Origin of the sequence: Pseudomonas sp. Seg1 (assembly GCF_018326005.1) — a bacterium.
Classification (GTDB): Bacteria; Pseudomonadota; Gammaproteobacteria; order Pseudomonadales; family Pseudomonadaceae; genus Aquipseudomonas.
This window is the reverse complement of record NZ_AP021903.1, coordinates 2244285-2260115: the sequence shown is the minus strand read 5'-3', so window position 1 is coordinate 2260115 and position 15831 is coordinate 2244285. Positions and strand designations below refer to the sequence as shown.

Annotated in this window: 14 protein-coding genes and 1 tRNA gene; 8 read left to right on the top strand and 7 right to left on the bottom strand. The window is 59.3% G+C overall.

Going from position 1 to position 15831, the window contains the following annotated elements; genetic code table 11:
- Window positions 1-190 precede the first annotated feature (190 nt).
- Together KI231_RS09975 and KI231_RS09970 are read left to right on the top strand one after the other, a co-directional pair.
- Entirely contained in the window at window positions 191-1240 is a 1050-nt protein-coding gene (locus KI231_RS09975) for an HlyD family secretion protein (protein ID WP_213028123.1), read from the top strand.
- Window positions 1230-2780, top strand: a complete 1551-nt coding sequence (locus KI231_RS09970) for an MDR family MFS transporter (protein WP_103304848.1) — start codon at window positions 1230-1232, stop codon at window positions 2778-2780. The genes KI231_RS09975 and KI231_RS09970 overlap by 11 nt, the downstream gene beginning before the upstream one ends.
- Before the next feature lie 139 nt (window positions 2781-2919).
- On the opposite strand, the gene uvrB is transcribed toward KI231_RS09970, so the two are convergent.
- Window positions 2920-4935 (bottom strand): excinuclease ABC subunit UvrB, encoded by a 2016-nt coding sequence (gene uvrB / locus KI231_RS09965; protein WP_095123435.1) that lies wholly within the window; start codon window positions 4933-4935, stop codon window positions 2920-2922.
- A gap of 337 nt (window positions 4936-5272) precedes the next feature.
- On the opposite strand from uvrB, the gene KI231_RS09960 reads away from it, so the two are divergent.
- Window positions 5273-6469 carry an amino acid aminotransferase gene (locus KI231_RS09960; RefSeq protein WP_103304847.1) on the top strand — a complete coding sequence of 399 codons (1197 nt, stop codon included), beginning with the start codon at window positions 5273-5275 and terminating at the stop codon, window positions 6467-6469.
- A 226-nt stretch (window positions 6470-6695) separates the two neighbouring features.
- Window positions 6696-6896, top strand: coding sequence for a hypothetical protein (locus tag KI231_RS09955; RefSeq protein ID WP_053118898.1), 201 nt, complete (start codon window positions 6696-6698; stop codon window positions 6894-6896).
- On the opposite strand, the gene KI231_RS09950 is transcribed toward KI231_RS09955, so the two are convergent.
- A complete protein-coding gene (locus KI231_RS09950) occupies window positions 6893-7123 on the bottom strand; it encodes a hypothetical protein (RefSeq protein WP_103304846.1) in 231 nt (76 codons plus the stop codon). The two genes, KI231_RS09955 and KI231_RS09950, sit on opposite strands and share 4 nt — an antisense overlap.
- Window positions 7124-7351: 228 nt before the next feature.
- Between KI231_RS09950 and KI231_RS09945 the strand changes: the two genes are divergently transcribed.
- Window positions 7352-7427 (top strand) — tRNA-Asn (locus KI231_RS09945).
- Window positions 7428-7546: 119 nt separating this feature from the next.
- Here KI231_RS09945 and KI231_RS09940 read toward each other — a convergent pair.
- The gene (locus KI231_RS09940; protein WP_103304845.1) at window positions 7547-9070 is read right to left on the bottom strand and encodes a nucleobase:cation symporter-2 family protein; all 1524 of its coding nucleotides are present in this window, start codon (window positions 9068-9070) and stop codon (window positions 7547-7549) included.
- Window positions 9071-9360: 290 nt separating this feature from the next.
- Between KI231_RS09940 and KI231_RS09935 the strand changes: the two genes are divergently transcribed.
- Window positions 9361-9690, top strand: a complete 330-nt coding sequence (locus tag KI231_RS09935) for a BrnA antitoxin family protein (protein ID WP_213028122.1) — start codon at window positions 9361-9363, stop codon at window positions 9688-9690.
- Between the two features lie 3 nt (window positions 9691-9693).
- Here the strand turns inward: KI231_RS09935 and KI231_RS09930 are convergent, their stop codons facing one another.
- Both KI231_RS09930 and xth read right to left on the bottom strand, forming a co-directional pair.
- Window positions 9694-10521: an arylamine N-acetyltransferase family protein gene (locus KI231_RS09930; RefSeq protein ID WP_213028121.1), complete on the bottom strand. Its 828-nt coding sequence runs from the start codon at window positions 10519-10521 to the stop codon at window positions 9694-9696.
- A gap of 100 nt (window positions 10522-10621) precedes the next feature.
- Window positions 10622-11416 (bottom strand): exodeoxyribonuclease III, encoded by a 795-nt coding sequence (gene xth, locus KI231_RS09925; protein WP_213028120.1) that lies wholly within the window; start codon window positions 11414-11416, stop codon window positions 10622-10624.
- 126 nt (window positions 11417-11542) lie between these two features.
- On the opposite strand from xth, the gene KI231_RS09920 reads away from it, so the two are divergent.
- The gene (locus tag KI231_RS09920) at window positions 11543-12124 is read left to right on the top strand and encodes a GNAT family N-acetyltransferase (RefSeq protein ID WP_213028119.1); all 582 of its coding nucleotides are present in this window, start codon (window positions 11543-11545) and stop codon (window positions 12122-12124) included.
- Window positions 12125-12127: 3 nt separating this feature from the next.
- On the opposite strand, the gene KI231_RS09915 is transcribed toward KI231_RS09920, so the two are convergent.
- Window positions 12128-13570 (bottom strand): mechanosensitive ion channel family protein, encoded by a 1443-nt coding sequence (locus KI231_RS09915; RefSeq protein ID WP_213028118.1) that lies wholly within the window; start codon window positions 13568-13570, stop codon window positions 12128-12130.
- A gap of 219 nt (window positions 13571-13789) precedes the next feature.
- A complete protein-coding gene (locus KI231_RS09910) occupies window positions 13790-14656 on the bottom strand; it encodes a pirin family protein (protein WP_213028117.1) in 867 nt (288 codons plus the stop codon).
- 371 nt (window positions 14657-15027) lie between these two features.
- Between KI231_RS09910 and dkgB the strand changes: the two genes are divergently transcribed.
- The gene (gene dkgB, locus KI231_RS09905) at window positions 15028-15831 is read left to right on the top strand and encodes a 2,5-didehydrogluconate reductase DkgB (RefSeq protein ID WP_213028116.1); all 804 of its coding nucleotides are present in this window, start codon (window positions 15028-15030) and stop codon (window positions 15829-15831) included.

Sequence of the window (15831 nt, the reverse complement as noted above, 5' to 3'; positions counted from 1 at the left end):
CGGCGAATGGTAACAGGCGACACCCGCCCCGCTCCAGCGGGCAGGGCATTTAAGCCAAGTTTGCGGCTGGAACACCCATAGACTGCGGTGAATGGCCGAATATCAACAGATGGCATTTACCGTTTATCGGCTGTATGCCAGATTCGCCTGCTGATAACTTTCCTTACAATTCCTCGACTACAGTTTGCCCATGCCTGCCCAACTCAAGCGTCGCCTGTTTATTTTCCTGCTTCTGGTCCTGTTGATCGCCGGGGGCTTTTTCGCCCATTGGTTTTTCAAGGGGCGCTTTTATGAAAGCACCGACAACGCCTATGTCCAGGGCGAAATCACCCGTGTCTCGAGCCAGTTGAGCGCGCGCATCGATGAAGTGCTGGTGCAGGACAATCAACATGTGGAAAAAGGCCAGTTGCTGGTGCGCCTTGAACCCAATGATTTCCGCCTGGCCGTGGATCGTGCCAATGCCGCCCTCGCCACCCGCGAAGCCGAACGCCTGCAAGCACAGAGCAAACTGACCCAGCAATCGAGCCTGATCGCCGCCAGCGATGCGCAAGTGGCGACCACGCAAGCGACGCTTGGCCGCTCGCAGATGGACTTGTCGCGGGCGGAAACCCTGCGCAAGCCCGGTTACGTTTCCGAGGAACGGGTGACCACCCTCTCCGCCGACGCCCACATCGCCCGCTCGCAAGTGGCCAAGGCCCAGGCCGACGCGCAGGGTCAGCGTCAACAGGTCAACGCCCTGAGCGCCGAGATCAAACGCCTCGACGCGCAGATCGCCAACGCCCGCGCCGAACTTGCGCAAGCCGAACTCAACCTCACCCGCAGCGAAATCCACGCGCCGATCAGCGGCCTCGTCGGCCAGCGTGCCGCACGCAATGGTCAGGTGGTGCAGGCCGGCGCCTATCTGTTGTCGATCGTCCCGGACGAAGACATCTGGGTGCAGGCCAACTTCAAGGAAACCCAGATCGGCCACATGCAGCCCGGGCAGAAAGCCGAGCTGACCTTTGATGCCTATGGCGATACCCCGATCGAAGCGCGGGTCGACAGTCTGTTCGCCGCCTCCGGCGCGCAGTTCAGCCTGCTGCCGCCGGACAACGCCACCGGCAACTTCACCAAGGTCGTGCAGCGGATTCCGGTGAAGCTGACCTTCAAAGCCGATAACCCGCTACGCAGCAAGAGCCGTCCGGGCATGTCGGTCACCGCCACCGTGAATATCAAAGACGCCCCAGACGATGGCCGGTGATTCGCTGATCCGCCCGGTCGGAGAACCGACCCGGCGGGACTGGATTGCGGTAATGAGCGTGATGCTCGGCGCCTTTATGGCGGTGCTCGATATCCAGATCACCAACTCTTCGCTCAAGGACATTCAGGGCGCGCTGTCGGCGACGCTGGAAGAAGGCTCGTGGATTTCCACCTCCTATCTGGTCGCGGAAATCATCATGATCCCGCTGACCGCATGGCTGGTGCAGTTGCTCTCGGCGCGGCGCCTGGCGGTGTGGGTGTCGCTGGGTTTTCTGGTGTCATCGCTGCTGTGCTCGATGGCCTGGAGTCTGGAGAGCATGATCGTCTTCCGCGCCATGCAAGGCTTTACCGGTGGCGCGCTGATCCCGCTGGCGTTCACCCTGACGCTGATCAAACTCCCCGAACATCACCGCGCCAAAGGCATGGCGATGTTCGCCATGACCGCGACGTTCGCCCCGTCCATCGGCCCGACGCTGGGCGGCTGGCTCACGGAAAACTGGGGCTGGGAATACATCTTCTATATCAACATTCCGCCTGGGCTGATCATGATCGCCGGGTTGATGTATGGGCTGGAGAAGAAAGAAGCGCATTGGGAGCTACTGAAAAGCACCGATTACACCGGCATTCTCACGCTGGGTATCGGCCTCGGCTGCTTGCAGGTTTTTCTCGAAGAAGGCCATCGCAAGGACTGGCTCGAATCGAGCCTGATCGTGACCCTCGGCAGCATTGCCCTGGTGAGCCTGATTACCTTTGTGATCGTGCAGATTTCCAAGCCCAATCCGCTGATCAACCTTGGCATCCTGCGCAATCGCAACTTCGGCCTGTCGAGCATTTCCAGCCTGGGCATGGGCGTCGGGTTGTATGGCTCGATCTATCTGTTGCCGCTGTACCTGGCGCAGATTCAGAACTACAACGCCCTGCAGATTGGCGAAGTGATCATGTGGATGGGCGTGCCGCAGCTGTTTCTGATTCCGCTGGTGCCGAAACTGATGAAGTTCGTCTCGCCGAAATGGTTGTGCACGATCGGGTTTGGCTTGTTCGGGCTGGCGAGTTTTTCTTCGGGGGTGCTCAACCCGGATTTCGCCGGGCCGCAATTCAATCAGATCCAGATCATTCGGGCGCTGGGGCAGCCGCTGATCATGGTGACGATTTCGCTGATCGCCACGGCGTACATCCTGCCGCAGGACGCCGGCTCGGCGTCGAGCCTGTTCAACATCCTGCGTAACCTCGGCGGTGCAATCGGCATTGCCCTGCTCGCGACATTGCTGGATGCGCGGACCAAGACTTACTTCGATTATTTGCGTGAGGCGGTGGTGCCGACCAACCCGCAAGTGGCGGAGCGCCTGGCGTCGATGAGCGATCGGTTTGGCAGTGATACGGCGGCGTTGGGCAAGTTGAGTGAGATCGTCCATCAGCAGGCGGCGATCATGGCCTATAACGATGCGTTTCACTTTGTCGGGATTGCGCTGGGGATCAGTATGTTGGCGATCTTGCTGACCAAAAAATTGCCGCAGGGGCTGAAGGCTGGGGAAGCCCACTAACTTTTGTGATGCCTGCACCGACCCCATCGCTGGCAAGCCAGCTCCCACAGGGATTGATGGTGTATACAAATTTTGTAAGCACCAAAGAAACCTGTGAGAGCTGGCTTGCCAGCGATAGGGCCAGATCAGGCAATGAACATCAAACAGCCAGAAGCCGCTCACGCAATTTGGCGATTTCATCTCGCATCTGCGCTGCCGCTTCGAACTCCAGATCCCGCGCCAGCTGATACATCTTCTCTTCCAGCGCACGAATACGCTTGGTGATCTCGCTCGGCGAGCGCAGTTCGGCTTCGTACTTGGCGTTTTCCTCGGCAGCCTTGGCCATGCCTTTGCGCTTCTTGCTGCGCGAACCGGGCACGGTGGCGCCTTCCATGATGTCGGCGACGTCCTTGATCACGCCTCTTGGGGTGATGCCGTTTTCCAGGTTGAAGGCGATCTGTTTGTCGCGACGACGCTCGGTCTCGCCAATCGCCCGCTCCATCGAACCGGTCATGCGATCGGCATACAGAATCGCCCGGCCATTGAGGTTCCGCGCCGCCCGGCCGATGGTCTGGATCAGCGAACGCTCGGAACGCAGGAAGCCTTCCTTGTCCGCATCAAGAATCGCCACCAGCGACACTTCCGGCATATCCAGACCTTCGCGCAACAGGTTGATCCCCACCAGCACATCAAAGGTGCCGAGGCGTAGGTCGCGGATAATCTCGACCCGCTCAACGGTGTCGATGTCCGAGTGCAGATAACGCACGCGTACACCGTGGTCGGCGAGGTAGTCCGTAAGGTCTTCGGCCATGCGCTTGGTCAGCGTAGTGACCAGCACGCGCTCCTCGACCGCCACCCGCTTGGTGATTTCCGAGAGTAGATCGTCGACCTGAGTCAGCGCTGGACGCACTTCGACTTGCGGGTCGACCAGACCGGTCGGACGCACCACTTGCTCGACCACCCGCCCGGCATGTTCAGCTTCGTAATTGCCCGGTGTCGCCGAGACGAAAATGGTCTGCGGGCTGACCCCTTCCCACTCGTCAAAACGCATCGGCCGGTTGTCCAGCGCCGACGGCAGACGGAAGCCGTATTCGACCAGGGTTTCCTTACGCGAACGGTCGCCTTTATACATCGCGCCGACTTGCGGCACGCTGACGTGGGATTCGTCGATCACCAGCAAGGCATCGGCCGGCAGGTAATCGTAAAGGGTGGGCGGCGCCGCACCGGCCGGGCGCCCGGACAGGTAGCGCGAGTAGTTTTCGATGCCGTTGCAATAACCCAGCTCAAGGATCATCTCCAGGTCGAAACGGGTGCGCTGCTCCAGACGTTGGGCTTCGACCAGTTTATTGTTGCTGCGCAGGTATTCGAGGCGCTCCTGCAATTCGACTTTGATGTGTTCGATGGCGTCGAGCAGGGTTTCCCGTGGCGTCACATAGTGGCTTTTCGGGTAGAAGGTGAAGCGCGGCATCTTGCGGATGACTTCGCCGGTCAGCGGGTCGAACGCGGAAATGCTCTCGACTTCGTCATCGAACAGCTCGATGCGAATCGCTTCCAGATCGGATTCCGCCGGGTAGATGTCAATCACATCGCCACGTACCCGGAATGTCGCACGGGCAAAATCCATATCGTTGCGGGTGTATTGCAGGTCGGCCAGCCGTCGTAGCAATGCACGCTGATCGAGTTTGTCGCCGCGATCGACGTGCAGCACCATCTTCAAATAAGTTTCCGGGCTACCCAGACCGTAGATGCACGACACCGTGGTGACGATGATCGCGTCCTTGCGCTCGAGCAGTGCTTTGGTCGCCGAAAGCCGCATCTGTTCGATGTGGTCGTTGATCGACGCATCCTTCTCGATGAAGGTGTCGGACGACGGCACGTAGGCTTCGGGCTGATAGTAGTCGTAGTAGGAAACGAAATATTCGACGGCGTTGTTCGGGAAGAATGCCTTGAACTCGCCGTACAACTGCGCGGCCAAGGTCTTGTTCGGCGCCAGCACCAGCGTCGGGCGCTGGATCTGCGAGATGACATTGGCGATGCTGAAGGTCTTGCCCGAGCCGGTCACACCGAGCAGCGTCTGGTGCGCCAGCCCGGCTTCGATGCCCTCCACCAATTGGCGGATGGCTTCTGGCTGATCGCCGGCGGGCTCGAAGCGAGTGACTAGCTGGAATTCGGACATACACACCTCTGGGATCGCGGCGCTCCGAGCAAAGCGGAGTACCACGGGGACGACCGCAAACGACCGATGTCGCGCAAGAAAAAACCTGGATTGTGCTCAATGTGGTGGCGATTGCCTCATCTTTCAAGGCAAACGTCCTACATCCGGTAAAGACTCTGACACGGTCAATCGACTAACGGTCAAGAAATAATCGGAAAAACTTACCCGAAAAGCCGATTCGCCTGTCGCCATTGCTCAGTGATGGCCTCTATACTAGCTCCCCGTTTGTGCACCGCTCTAGTGCATTCGGCTGGAGCGCGACACGTCCCTCCACACTCCATTCAGAGCCGCCGTAATAATGAGCCTGTTCTCCGCTGTCGAAATGGCACCCCGCGATCCAATCCTGGGCCTCAACGAAGCATTCAACGCCGATACCCGGACCACCAAGGTCAACCTGGGCGTGGGTGTTTACTGCAACGAAGAGGGGCGAATTCCACTTCTGCGCGCCGTGATCGAAGCTGAAACCGTTCGCGCTGCTCAGCACGCTTCCCGTGGCTACCTGCCGATCGACGGCATCGCCGCCTACGATCAGGCGGTGCAAAAGCTGCTGTTCGGGAACGACTCGCCGCTGATCGCTGCCGGTCGCGTCATCACCACTCAGGCCGTCGGCGGTACCGGCGCACTGAAAATCGGTGCCGACTTCCTCAAGCAACTGCTGCCGAACGCTGTCGTGGCAATCAGCGACCCGAGCTGGGAAAACCACCGCGCGCTGTTCGAAACCGCCGGTTTCCCGGTGCAGAACTACCGCTACTACGACGCCGCCACCCACGACGTGAACCGTGCCGGCCTGCTCGAAGACCTCAACGCCCTGCCGAACGGCTCGATCGTTGTTCTGCACGCTTGCTGCCATAACCCGACCGGCGTCGACCTGAGCCCGGCTGACTGGAACAACGTGCTGGAAGTGGTCAAGGCCAAAGGTCACGTGCCGTTCCTCGACATGGCGTACCAGGGTTTTGGCGATGGCATCGACGAAGACGCCGCCGCTGTGCGCCTGTTCGCTGAATCGGGCTTGACCTTCTTCGTCTCGAGCTCGTTCTCCAAGTCGTTCTCGCTGTACGGCGAGCGCGTCGGTGCGCTGTCGATCATCAGCGAGTCGAAAGAAGAAAGCGCGCGCGTACTGTCGCAAGTCAAACGCGTGATCCGCACCAACTACTCCAACCCGCCGACCCACGGCGCAAGCATCGTCGCTGCCGTGTTGAACAGCCCGGAACTGCGTGCGCAGTGGGAAGCCGAGCTGGCGGAAATGCGTCTGCGCATTCGCGGCATGCGTGAGCAAATGGTCAACCTGCTGGCAGAGAAAGCGCCACAGCGTGACTTCAGCTTCGTCGGTCGTCAGCGCGGCATGTTCTCCTACTCCGGCCTGACCACCGAACAGGTGCACCGCCTGCGTAACGAGTTCGGCATCTACGCCCTGGACACCGGCCGTATCTGCGTGGCTGCGCTGAACCAGAGCAACATCAAGGCTGTGACGGACGCGATCGTTCAGGTCATCTGATTTCGCCGCGTGATGAAAAACGGGAAGCCTTGGGGCTTCCCGTTTTTATTTGCCTGATTAACCGTGCCCATAACCTCTAGACTGCACATAAATCCAAATTGTAGGAGTGAGCCCGCTCGCGATAGCGTCTGATCAGTTGACGCTGCACTGCCTGACGCACCGCTATCGCGAGCAGGCTCATTCCTACAGGTTTTGTGTACACCCGGGATATCTGATGAGAGACAACATGAAAAACGACAACCTGCGCGCTGACCGTGACGATCTGGATGATTTCATCCCCCGTGCTTCGGCCAAACGTGAAAAAAGCCTGGTGCTGCAAGTTGCCGCCGGCGTCTTCCTCGGTGGACTGGTCCTGTGGCTGGTGCAACTGGCGGCGACGGCGGCTTACGCCAAACTGATGCTCGGCACCATCACCTTCGGCAGTTAAGCCAGCTCGGTCGCGCGCTGACTGGCAGCATCGTCATAGGCGACGTAAAGCGATTCGGCGATCTGGCTTTTGATCGCCTTGGTGCTTTCAAGCCCGAGGACAAATCCTTCAGCCTTGCCGCCGGCGCGGTTCAGCTCTTCAGCCGTACTGGCCTGAGTGATTGCATCGAAGAGTTTTTCGGCATGTGGGCCAACCCCTTTGGGCAGGCTGATCTGAGTAATGCTCATGCGAGCACCTCGCTGTTGCAGGAATTGCGGACTGGGTGATTCATGGCGCGTACCTTTTCGGCGAATGGCCGGCAGCGCGTGTGACCACTTCCGGGCGGCCATGGTAGACCTCTGATACGGTTCTGGTAACCGCCAATCGAGGATAAACCACCGTCCGTCCCGCGAAATCACTTATTTTCCTAATCGACGCTTGACTTCTCTTTTTGAATCAGTAACATACGCACCAATTCCGCAATAGCTCAGTTGGTAGAGCAAATGACTGTTAATCATTGGGTCCCTGGTTCGAGTCCAGGTTGTGGAGCCAAATAGCGAAGCCCCTGAATCGAAAGATTCAGGGGCTTTTTTGTGGGCGCTTGAAAAGATCAAAAGAAAAGGGCCGATCTGCGCTTAACAGATCGGCCCTTTTCTATTCAGACGCAGCGGTCAGACATGCTCGCTGCTTTTCACCTGCGCTTTCGGCGCGCCATGTCCGTGGTCGTGATCATCCGGCTCGATCACCGGCACTTCCTTGCCATCGCAGTCATGCAGTTTGCCGTCGCTGAAGTAATCGCCTTCACGCAGCGCTGCCAGATCGCGATAACGCAGGGTCCGCTCTTCCGCTGCCGCAAACACCGACTGCTGGTCCGAGTTGCCAGCGGTGAAGTGGTTGAACGCCAGGTTGAGCAGGATCGCCATGATTGCCGACGAACTGATGCCCGAGTGGAAAATGGTCGCGAACCAGCTTGGGAAGTGATCGTAGAAGTTCGGTGCGGCAATCGGGATCATGCCGAAACCGATTGAAGTGGCGACGATGATCAGGTTGACGTTGTTGCGGTAGTCCACCTTCGACAGTGTACGGATACCGCTCGCGGCCACGGTACCGAACAACACGATACCGGCGCCGCCGAGTACCGAGGTCGGCACTGCCGCAATCACCCGCCCCATGAACGGCAGCAGGCCGAGAATCACCAGGAAGATACCGCCGGTGGCCACTACGTAACGACTCTTGATGCCGGTCACCGCCACCAGCCCGACGTTCTGGGCGAAGGCGCTTTGCGTGAACGAACCGAAGATCGGCGCAAACATGCTCGACAGCATATCGGCCCGCAGACCGTTGCCCAGACGCTTGGAGTCAACCTTGGTGCCGATGATTTCACCAACCGCCAGAATGTCCGCCGAGGTTTCCACCAGGGTCACCATGACCACGATGCACATCGACAGAATCGCGGCGAAGTGGAAAGTCGGCATGCCGAAATGGAACGGCGTCGGGAAGCCGAACATCGGCCCGGTGGTGACACTGGAGAAGTCCGCCATGCCGAGGAACACCGCCAGCACCGTGCCGATCACCATGGCCAACAGGATCGACAGACGCGAGATGGTCGAGCTGCCGACCTTGCTCAGCAGCAGCACCAGCACCAGCGTCACCGCCGCCAGACCGATGTTTTGCATGCTGCCGAAGTCCGGCGCGTGGCTGTTGCCGCCCATGGCCCAGCGTGCGGCCACCGGCATCAGCGTCAGGCCGATGGTGGTGATCACAATGCCGGTGACCAGCGGCGGGAAGAACTTGGTGATTCGCGAGAACACCGGAGTGATCAACAAGCCGATCAACGAGGCTGCAATCACCGCGCCCAGCACCGACTGGAAACCACCCTCCCCGCCACTGCTGACAATCGCAACCATGGTCGCCACGCCGGAGAACGACACGCCCTGCACCAGCGGCAACTGACAGCCAAAAAACGGCAGACCCAGGGTTTGCAGCAGTGTCGCCAGCCCCCCCGCAAACAATGAAGCAGCAATCAACAAACCGATGTCCGCCGGCGACAGGCCGGCCGCCTGGCCGATGATCAGTGGCACCGCAACGATACCGCCGTACATGGTCAGAACATGTTGCAGGCCGTAAGCCATATTCGCGCCGACCCCGAGATTTTCGTCCTCGGGCCGTTGGTGTGAAACATGGGGCGTTTTCATGGTGGGGGGTTCCCTGGTTTTTGTTATGCGCACACTGTATTCAATACTCGGGACAAATGTCCATAGAGTTGTATACAACTTATCAGTCACATAATGGATAGGTAGCCACCCAACCTTCTACCCCGGTGCTTCCATCGCCCACAAATCCGGCAACACATCCGTTCCTGCCCCACCTTCCATCTGCCACTCGGCTGAAGTCTCCATGGCGACCGACGGTACAGGCACGCTCTTCTCTATGCATATAAAGTATGTATAAGTGATGTGCGCAATATTCAAAGGGAATGTGCCTTATGAAAGACGAATTCGACTTCTCACAGAGCAAACGTGGCGCAGTGGCTACCAAGGGTAAAACCCGCATCACCATCATGCTCGACGATGCCGTTATCGATGCCGCACGCATCGCGGCGCAAAACGAGGGTTTTGGTTATCAGACGGTGATCAATAACACCCTACGCCATGCCTTGCTGGATGGCGCAAGGAAACCGGAACAGGCCGATTCATCTCAGCCTGGGCAGCTCAAGCAAGGCATCACTGCCGGCGACCTCAAGAGTCTTGAGAAAAAGCTGTCAGCGGCCGCCGGGGAAATTCGTCGAGTACTGGAAGCGGATACAAAGCCCTAGGCCTCAGGCCGGCACGATCATCCGCGCCAAAGCGCCGCGTACATGCGGCTGCTCGGGCAAGCGAAGATCGAATTCCTGCTCCAGCAATGCAATCAGTTCATCGACGTCCGTTACTTCACGCCGCTCACTGCTTGCCCCCATGCGATGGAGGGCAAAGCTGCCGTTGTTCAATGTCTTGCGCCAGCCATCGCCGGTACGCGCAACCATCAGCCGCTGAGCGAATGGCGAATCTGGGTGCGTCGAGACGTACCAGTTGCCGATGGTGTAATCGATGTCTTCCTGGCGTTGCAGATCGAACAGGTACATCGAGCGCCACTCACCTGCAACGTTGGCGCGCAGCATGTAGCCATCGGGTTGTTTTTCGATGCGATAGGGTTCGTGCGGGGTGGCCTGCTCGTCTTCGGCGTCGAGGACCAGCGGCGCGGTCGGCACCATGCCGCCGAAGCCGACGTCGGTGATGTAGCGCACACCGTCGAGGGTTACCAGGCTCAAGCGGTGAGTCCGTGCCGTCCAGGTGCCTTCGGGTTGATTCATGACCACGCGGCCGCTGATCGCCCGAGCGTCGAAGCCCAATTCCCGCAGCAAGGTAAAAAACAGCTTGTTCAGCTCGTAGCAGTAACCGCCACGGCCATCGTGCAGGACTTTCTGCTCGATCGAGGCGAGATCGATCGGCACTGGCGCGCCGCTGATGGTCGACAGATTTTCAAAGGGGAAGGCACCGGTATGGCGCAATTGTAACTGGCGTAAGGTTTCCAGGGTCGGCGCTGGCGGTGCGTCGAACCCCAGGCGTTGCAGGTACAGCTTCGAATTCGTCAGTCGTGGCTCACTCATTGCTCGGTCCTTAGGCATGGGGCCGCAGATCACTGCGTTGGTGGTCGCCATGTATACGGGATCAGGCGCTGTTCTCGACAATTGATTTCACCAATCGCTTCTAGCGTTTTTTCCTTGAACCGATACGAATCCACGTCGGCGCATGATCGCTCGCGTGCGCTTCGTTGCGCACCCAGGCGTCTACGCCGGCCTCGTGCAAGTACGGACTGAGTGCTGGATTAAGCAGCAGATGGTCAATGCGCAAACCGGAATTGCTTTGCCAGTGTTGGCGGAAGTAATCCCAGAAGGTGTAGAGGCGATCTTCGGGATACAGATGCCGCAGCGAATCGGTCCAGCCCTGGTCCAGCAATCGTTGATAACACTCGCGGCTTTCGGGCTGCAGCAACGCATCCTTGAGCCATGAGCGGGTGTTGTAGATGTCCATGTCGGTGGGCACGACATTGTAGTCACCGGCCAGCACCACGGGGTGATCGCTGCTTTGCAGGTCTTTTGCGTAGCTGATCAACCGCTCGAACCACGCCAGTTTGTAATCGAATTTCGGTCCCGGTTGCGGGTTTCCGTTGGGCAGGTACAGGCAACCGACCAATACGCCATGCACCGCCGCTTCCAGGTAACGGCTGTGCTTGTCATCGGGATCGCCCGGCAAGCCGCGTCGGCTCTCTAGCGGTTGCGCGTCACGGGCGAGAATGGCCACGCCATTCCATGAGGCCTGCCCGTGCCAGATCGCACCATAACCGGCGGCTTCCAGCTCGCCAGCGGGAAAGGCGCTGTCCAGCGATTTAAGCTCTTGCAGACAGACGATGTCCGGTTGCTCGCGCTTGAGCCATTCCAGCAGATTCGGCAGCCGTGCGCGCAAGCCATTGACGTTGAACGTGGCGATTCGCAGGTTTTTCATCGACTGAGGCTCCTGCCCCTGGCATGTGAAAATTGTGACCTTGCGAGCACTGTGCGGGTTGCATCGGATGTCGCCGCTAAGGCGTAATAAGCGCTCGTCTGCCCGAACTTTCGAGAGCCGTACTCCATGCACACCACACTGCAAGGCCAGCGCATTGTCCTGCGCCCACTTCAATACTCGGACGCCGATGCGCTGGTCCGCGCTGCCGCTGACGGCGAGCTGTGGGATCTCACCGTGACCGTTGTGCCGTCAGCGAGCACCGTCGACAGCTACCTGAAAAAAGCCCTCGACGGGCGGGATGCCGGTACGGTGCTGCCGTTTGCCATCACCTTGAAGGACAGCGGCGAAGTGATCGGCTCAACGCGCTTCTGGAAGATCGACCCGCTCAATCGCAAACTGGAAATCGGCAGCAGCTGGATCTCGGCGAGCTGGCAGAAGTCCTTCGTCAACACCGAAGCCAAATACCTGATGCTGCGCCACGCCTTCGAAGAGCTCGAATGTGTGCGTGTGCAATTCACCACCGACGAGAACAACCAGAAATCACGCCAAGCGATCCTGCGCCTCGGCGCGCAGCAGGAAGGCATCGTCCGCCACGAACGGATCATGCCGGACGGGCGCAAGCGCAACTCGGTCCGGTTCAGCATCATCGACGACGAATGGCCGCAAGTGCGCCTGCACCTGGAGCAGAAACTCGCCGGCTACGCGTAAGGCTCAGGCGCGATTGCGCAGCCATTGCAGGAAGCCTTTTTTCGGCACCACCACCGGCGCTTCCTCGGTCAGCGATTGCGCCTTGTGCAGACGGTAATCGAGCAGGGTTTTCATAGCGTCGCTGATGTCGTGACGGGCGTCGAGGCACGGCTTGAGGTAAGTCTTCTCGATGCGGTACAGGGCGCAGAAGGTCTTCGCGGCAAACTTCGCCGGCACCGAGGAATCGGAAAGAATCCCCGCCTCACCGATGACCTCGCCGGGGCCCATGCGTCCGGACTCGAACGGCGTCCCATGGCGGGTCAACGTCACTGTGACCACACCCGATTCGATAATGAACAAGTGATCGCTGACCTCCCCCGCCTCAAGGATAGTCTCGCCAGCCCGGAAGCTTTGCAGGGTCATGTTCTGGCTGAAGGTTTCTTTTTCTTCCTGACGCAATGTGGAAAAAATCGGCGAGCTGTCGAGCAACGCCCGAGGCCGCGAAAGATTGGTCGGTGCACTGCTTTCATCAGTCGACAGCAGATTGACCCCGGATGCCTGCAAGTGCCGATACGCCAGATCGAACAGCTGATTGCGCACCACCCGTTTCTCGCCCATCGAGGCGACGAAACCACTGATTTCGTATTCCGCGCCACTGCTGCCGGAGCTTTTCAGTGCGACGCTCGGCGCAGGTGTGTCGAGCAACTGCCGACAGCCCTGCATCGCCCGCTCCAGTGCATCGATCACCGAGTTGGGCCGCGCATGCGGGCTGACCTGCACGCTGACCGCGACGCCGAACATGTTGCTCGGCCGGCTGAAGTTGATGATCTTGGCCTTGGCCGCCAGCGAGTTGGGAATCACCGCCATGCTGCCCTGACTGGTTTGCAGGCGTGTGGCGCGCCAATCGATATCGGTGACCCGGCCTTCGGTGCCGTCGATGGAAATCCAGTCATCCAGTTGATAAGGCTTGGTGGTGTTGAGGACGATCCCGGAAAACACGTCGCTCAAAGTGCTTTGCAAGGCCAGGCCGACGATGATCGCCAGTGCGCCGGACGTCGCCAGCACGCCTTTGACCGGCAGATCCAGCACATAGGCGAGTGCCGCGATAATCGCAATGAGGAAAATCACCGCGCCGAGCAAGTCCTGCAATAGCCGCCCGGTGTGCCCGACCCGCTGCATCATCACCGCGCCGATCAACACCGTCAGGGTGCGTGCGCCGAACAGCCACCAGCCGATCTGCAACCCGGTCGCCGCCAGGTGCAACGGCACGTTGTCGGCCCATGGCGCAGGTTCCATCGGGTTGAGGCCTTCGTTGAACAGCAGGATGCTGAACAAAGTGAAAATCAGCACCCGCACCAGCAGTTTCCATTCACTGCCATGGGAGCTGATCAGGCGCCACAGACCGAGATCGAGGAGGATCAGGATCAATGCGCAAAACAACGGGTGTTCAGTCAGCAGAGACAGCATCAAACAACTCCGACGAGGGCCAATCGCGAGAAGATCGCACAGATTGGGACAGTGTAGGAGCAATTGATTTCAGAGGATGAACACCCGCGCAAAAACACCACAAAACGAAGTGTGGGAGCGAGCCTGCTCGCGAAAGCGGTGGATCAGTCAAAGGTGCATTGACTGACATGACGCCTTCGCGAGCAGGCTCGCTCCCACAGGGTGAGTGTAATGGCGGGATCAGCCGTGCATCCGGCCAAAGCGCCCGGACTGGAAGTCGGCGAAGGCCTGATGGATTTCCTGCTCGGTGTTCATCACGAACGGCCCGTGACCGACAATCGGCTCGTCGATCGGCTCGCCACTGAGCAACAGCACCACCGCATCCTGACTCGCCTGGAGTGTGAGTTGCCGGCCATCGCGTTCGAACAACGCCAGTTGCCCTTGCTCCGCTGATTCCTGTCCATTGATCTGCACCGAACCCTTGAGCACCACCAGTGCAGTATTACGCCCCTCGTGCAGATCCAGCGTCAGCAACTTGCCGGCGTTCAGCCGCAGATCCCACACATCGATTGGCGTAAAGGTCCGCGATGGGCCTTTATGGCCATCGAACTCACCAGCGATCAAGCGCAGGCTGCCGGCGTTGTCCTTCAGTGCAATGCTCGGAATGTCACCATCGAGGATTGTCTGATAACCCGGCGCAGCCATTTTGTCCTTGGCCGGCAGATTGACCCATAGTTGAACCATTTCCAGCTTGCCGCCAGTCCGGGCGAAGTTATCCGAATGGAATTCCTCATGGAGGATTCCGGAAGCGGCGGTCATCCATTGCACATCGCCAGGGCCAATGGTGCCGCCGCTGCCGGTGGAGTCGCGGTGCTGCACTTCACCGTCATAAACAATCGTCACGGTTTCAAAACCACGGTGTGGATGCTGCCCCACGCCGCGCCGCTCGCTGGTTGGCGTGAATTCGGCAGGCCCGGCGTGATCGAGCAGCAGAAACGGGCTGATGTGTTGGCCCAGGTTGTCGTAGGAAAACAGTGTGCGTACCGGAAACCCATCGCCGACCCAATGGCCGCGAGGGCTGGTGTAGATACCGATGATGTTTTTCATGGTGGGCTCCAAATCAGTGAGTGACGCAATGGATTGAGCTTAAATCCATGACCATTAATGCACTAGACGGCAAAAACCGATCTCAGCGTTCTATCTGAAGAACAGTGCGTTCGCGGGCAGACTCAAAACCGAGGCGCCGCCATCGCGGGCAAGCCCGACTCCCACAGGGATCTCCAGTGAACTCGGTTTTTGCGAACACCCGAGAACCCTGTGGGAACTGGCTTGCCAGCGATGAGGCCAGCCCGGACAGCACGGATCCCGGAAAAGATTCATGACCTGAGGTCAAAGGTGCTTTGCCCCCCCGACGGTTTTTCTCACGGAAACAGACGCGGATACTCCTGCCCATTCCCACTGCAACCCTGGAGTCCTTCATGTCTGTTCCCGCTTTCGGTCTTGGTACGTTTCGCTTGCAAGGCCAGGTGGTCATCGATTCGGTGAGCACCGCCCTTGAGCTCGGCTACCGGGTCATCGACACCGCACAGATCTACGAAAACGAAGCCGATGTCGGCCAGGCCATCGCCGTCAGCGGTATCCCTCGCGAAGAACTGTTCATCACCAGCAAGATCTGGGTCGCCAATTTTGCCGGGGATCGCTTGATCGAGAGCCTCAAGGAGAGCCTGCAAAAATTGCAGACCGATTACCTCGACCTGACCCTGATCCACTGGCCATCGCCGGACGATCAGGTGCCTGTCGAAGAATTCATGAGCGCGCTGCTGGAGGCCAAGCGTCTGGGCCTGACCCGGCAGATCGGCATTTCCAATTTCACCATCGACCTGATGAAACAGGCGATTGCTGCCGTCGGTGCCGACCACATCGCGACCAACCAGATCGAACTGCACCCGTACCTGCAAAACCGCAAAGTGGTCGAATTCGCCAAGAGCCAGGGCATCCACATCACCTCGTACATGACCCTCGCATACGGCGAAGTGCTCAAGGACCCACTGATCCTGCAGATCGCTGAACGCCTGCATGCCACCCCGGCGCAAGTCACGCTCGCCTGGGCCATGCAATCGGGTTACGCGGTGATTCCATCGTCGACCCGGCGCGCCAACCTGCAAAGCAACCTTGGCGCCACGGCACTGACGCTGAGCGAAGCCGACATGGCGCAAATCGCCACGCTCGATCGCGGCCATCGCCTGACCAGCCCGAAAGGCATTGCGCCCCTCTGGGATTGA

Coding starts and splice junctions, on each gene's coding strand:
- KI231_RS09975 (WP_213028123.1), top strand. CDS start 191: ATGCCTGCCCAACTCAAGCGTCGCCTGTTTATTTTCCTGCTTCTGGTC.
- KI231_RS09970 (WP_103304848.1), top strand. CDS start 1,230: ATGGCCGGTGATTCGCTGATCCGCCCGGTCGGAGAACCGACCCGGCGG.
- uvrB (WP_095123435.1), bottom strand. CDS start 4,935: ATGTCCGAATTCCAGCTAGTCACTCGCTTCGAGCCCGCCGGCGATCAG.
- KI231_RS09960 (WP_103304847.1), top strand. CDS start 5,273: ATGAGCCTGTTCTCCGCTGTCGAAATGGCACCCCGCGATCCAATCCTG.
- KI231_RS09955 (WP_053118898.1), top strand. CDS start 6,696: ATGAAAAACGACAACCTGCGCGCTGACCGTGACGATCTGGATGATTTC.
- KI231_RS09950 (WP_103304846.1), bottom strand. CDS start 7,123: ATGAGCATTACTCAGATCAGCCTGCCCAAAGGGGTTGGCCCACATGCC.
- KI231_RS09940 (WP_103304845.1), bottom strand. CDS start 9,070: ATGAAAACGCCCCATGTTTCACACCAACGGCCCGAGGACGAAAATCTC.
- KI231_RS09935 (WP_213028122.1), top strand. CDS start 9,361: ATGAAAGACGAATTCGACTTCTCACAGAGCAAACGTGGCGCAGTGGCT.
- KI231_RS09930 (WP_213028121.1), bottom strand. CDS start 10,521: ATGAGTGAGCCACGACTGACGAATTCGAAGCTGTACCTGCAACGCCTG.
- xth (WP_213028120.1), bottom strand. CDS start 11,416: ATGAAAAACCTGCGAATCGCCACGTTCAACGTCAATGGCTTGCGCGCA.
- KI231_RS09920 (WP_213028119.1), top strand. CDS start 11,543: ATGCACACCACACTGCAAGGCCAGCGCATTGTCCTGCGCCCACTTCAA.
- KI231_RS09915 (WP_213028118.1), bottom strand. CDS start 13,570: ATGCTGTCTCTGCTGACTGAACACCCGTTGTTTTGCGCATTGATCCTG.
- KI231_RS09910 (WP_213028117.1), bottom strand. CDS start 14,656: ATGAAAAACATCATCGGTATCTACACCAGCCCTCGCGGCCATTGGGTC.
- dkgB (WP_213028116.1), top strand. CDS start 15,028: ATGTCTGTTCCCGCTTTCGGTCTTGGTACGTTTCGCTTGCAAGGCCAG.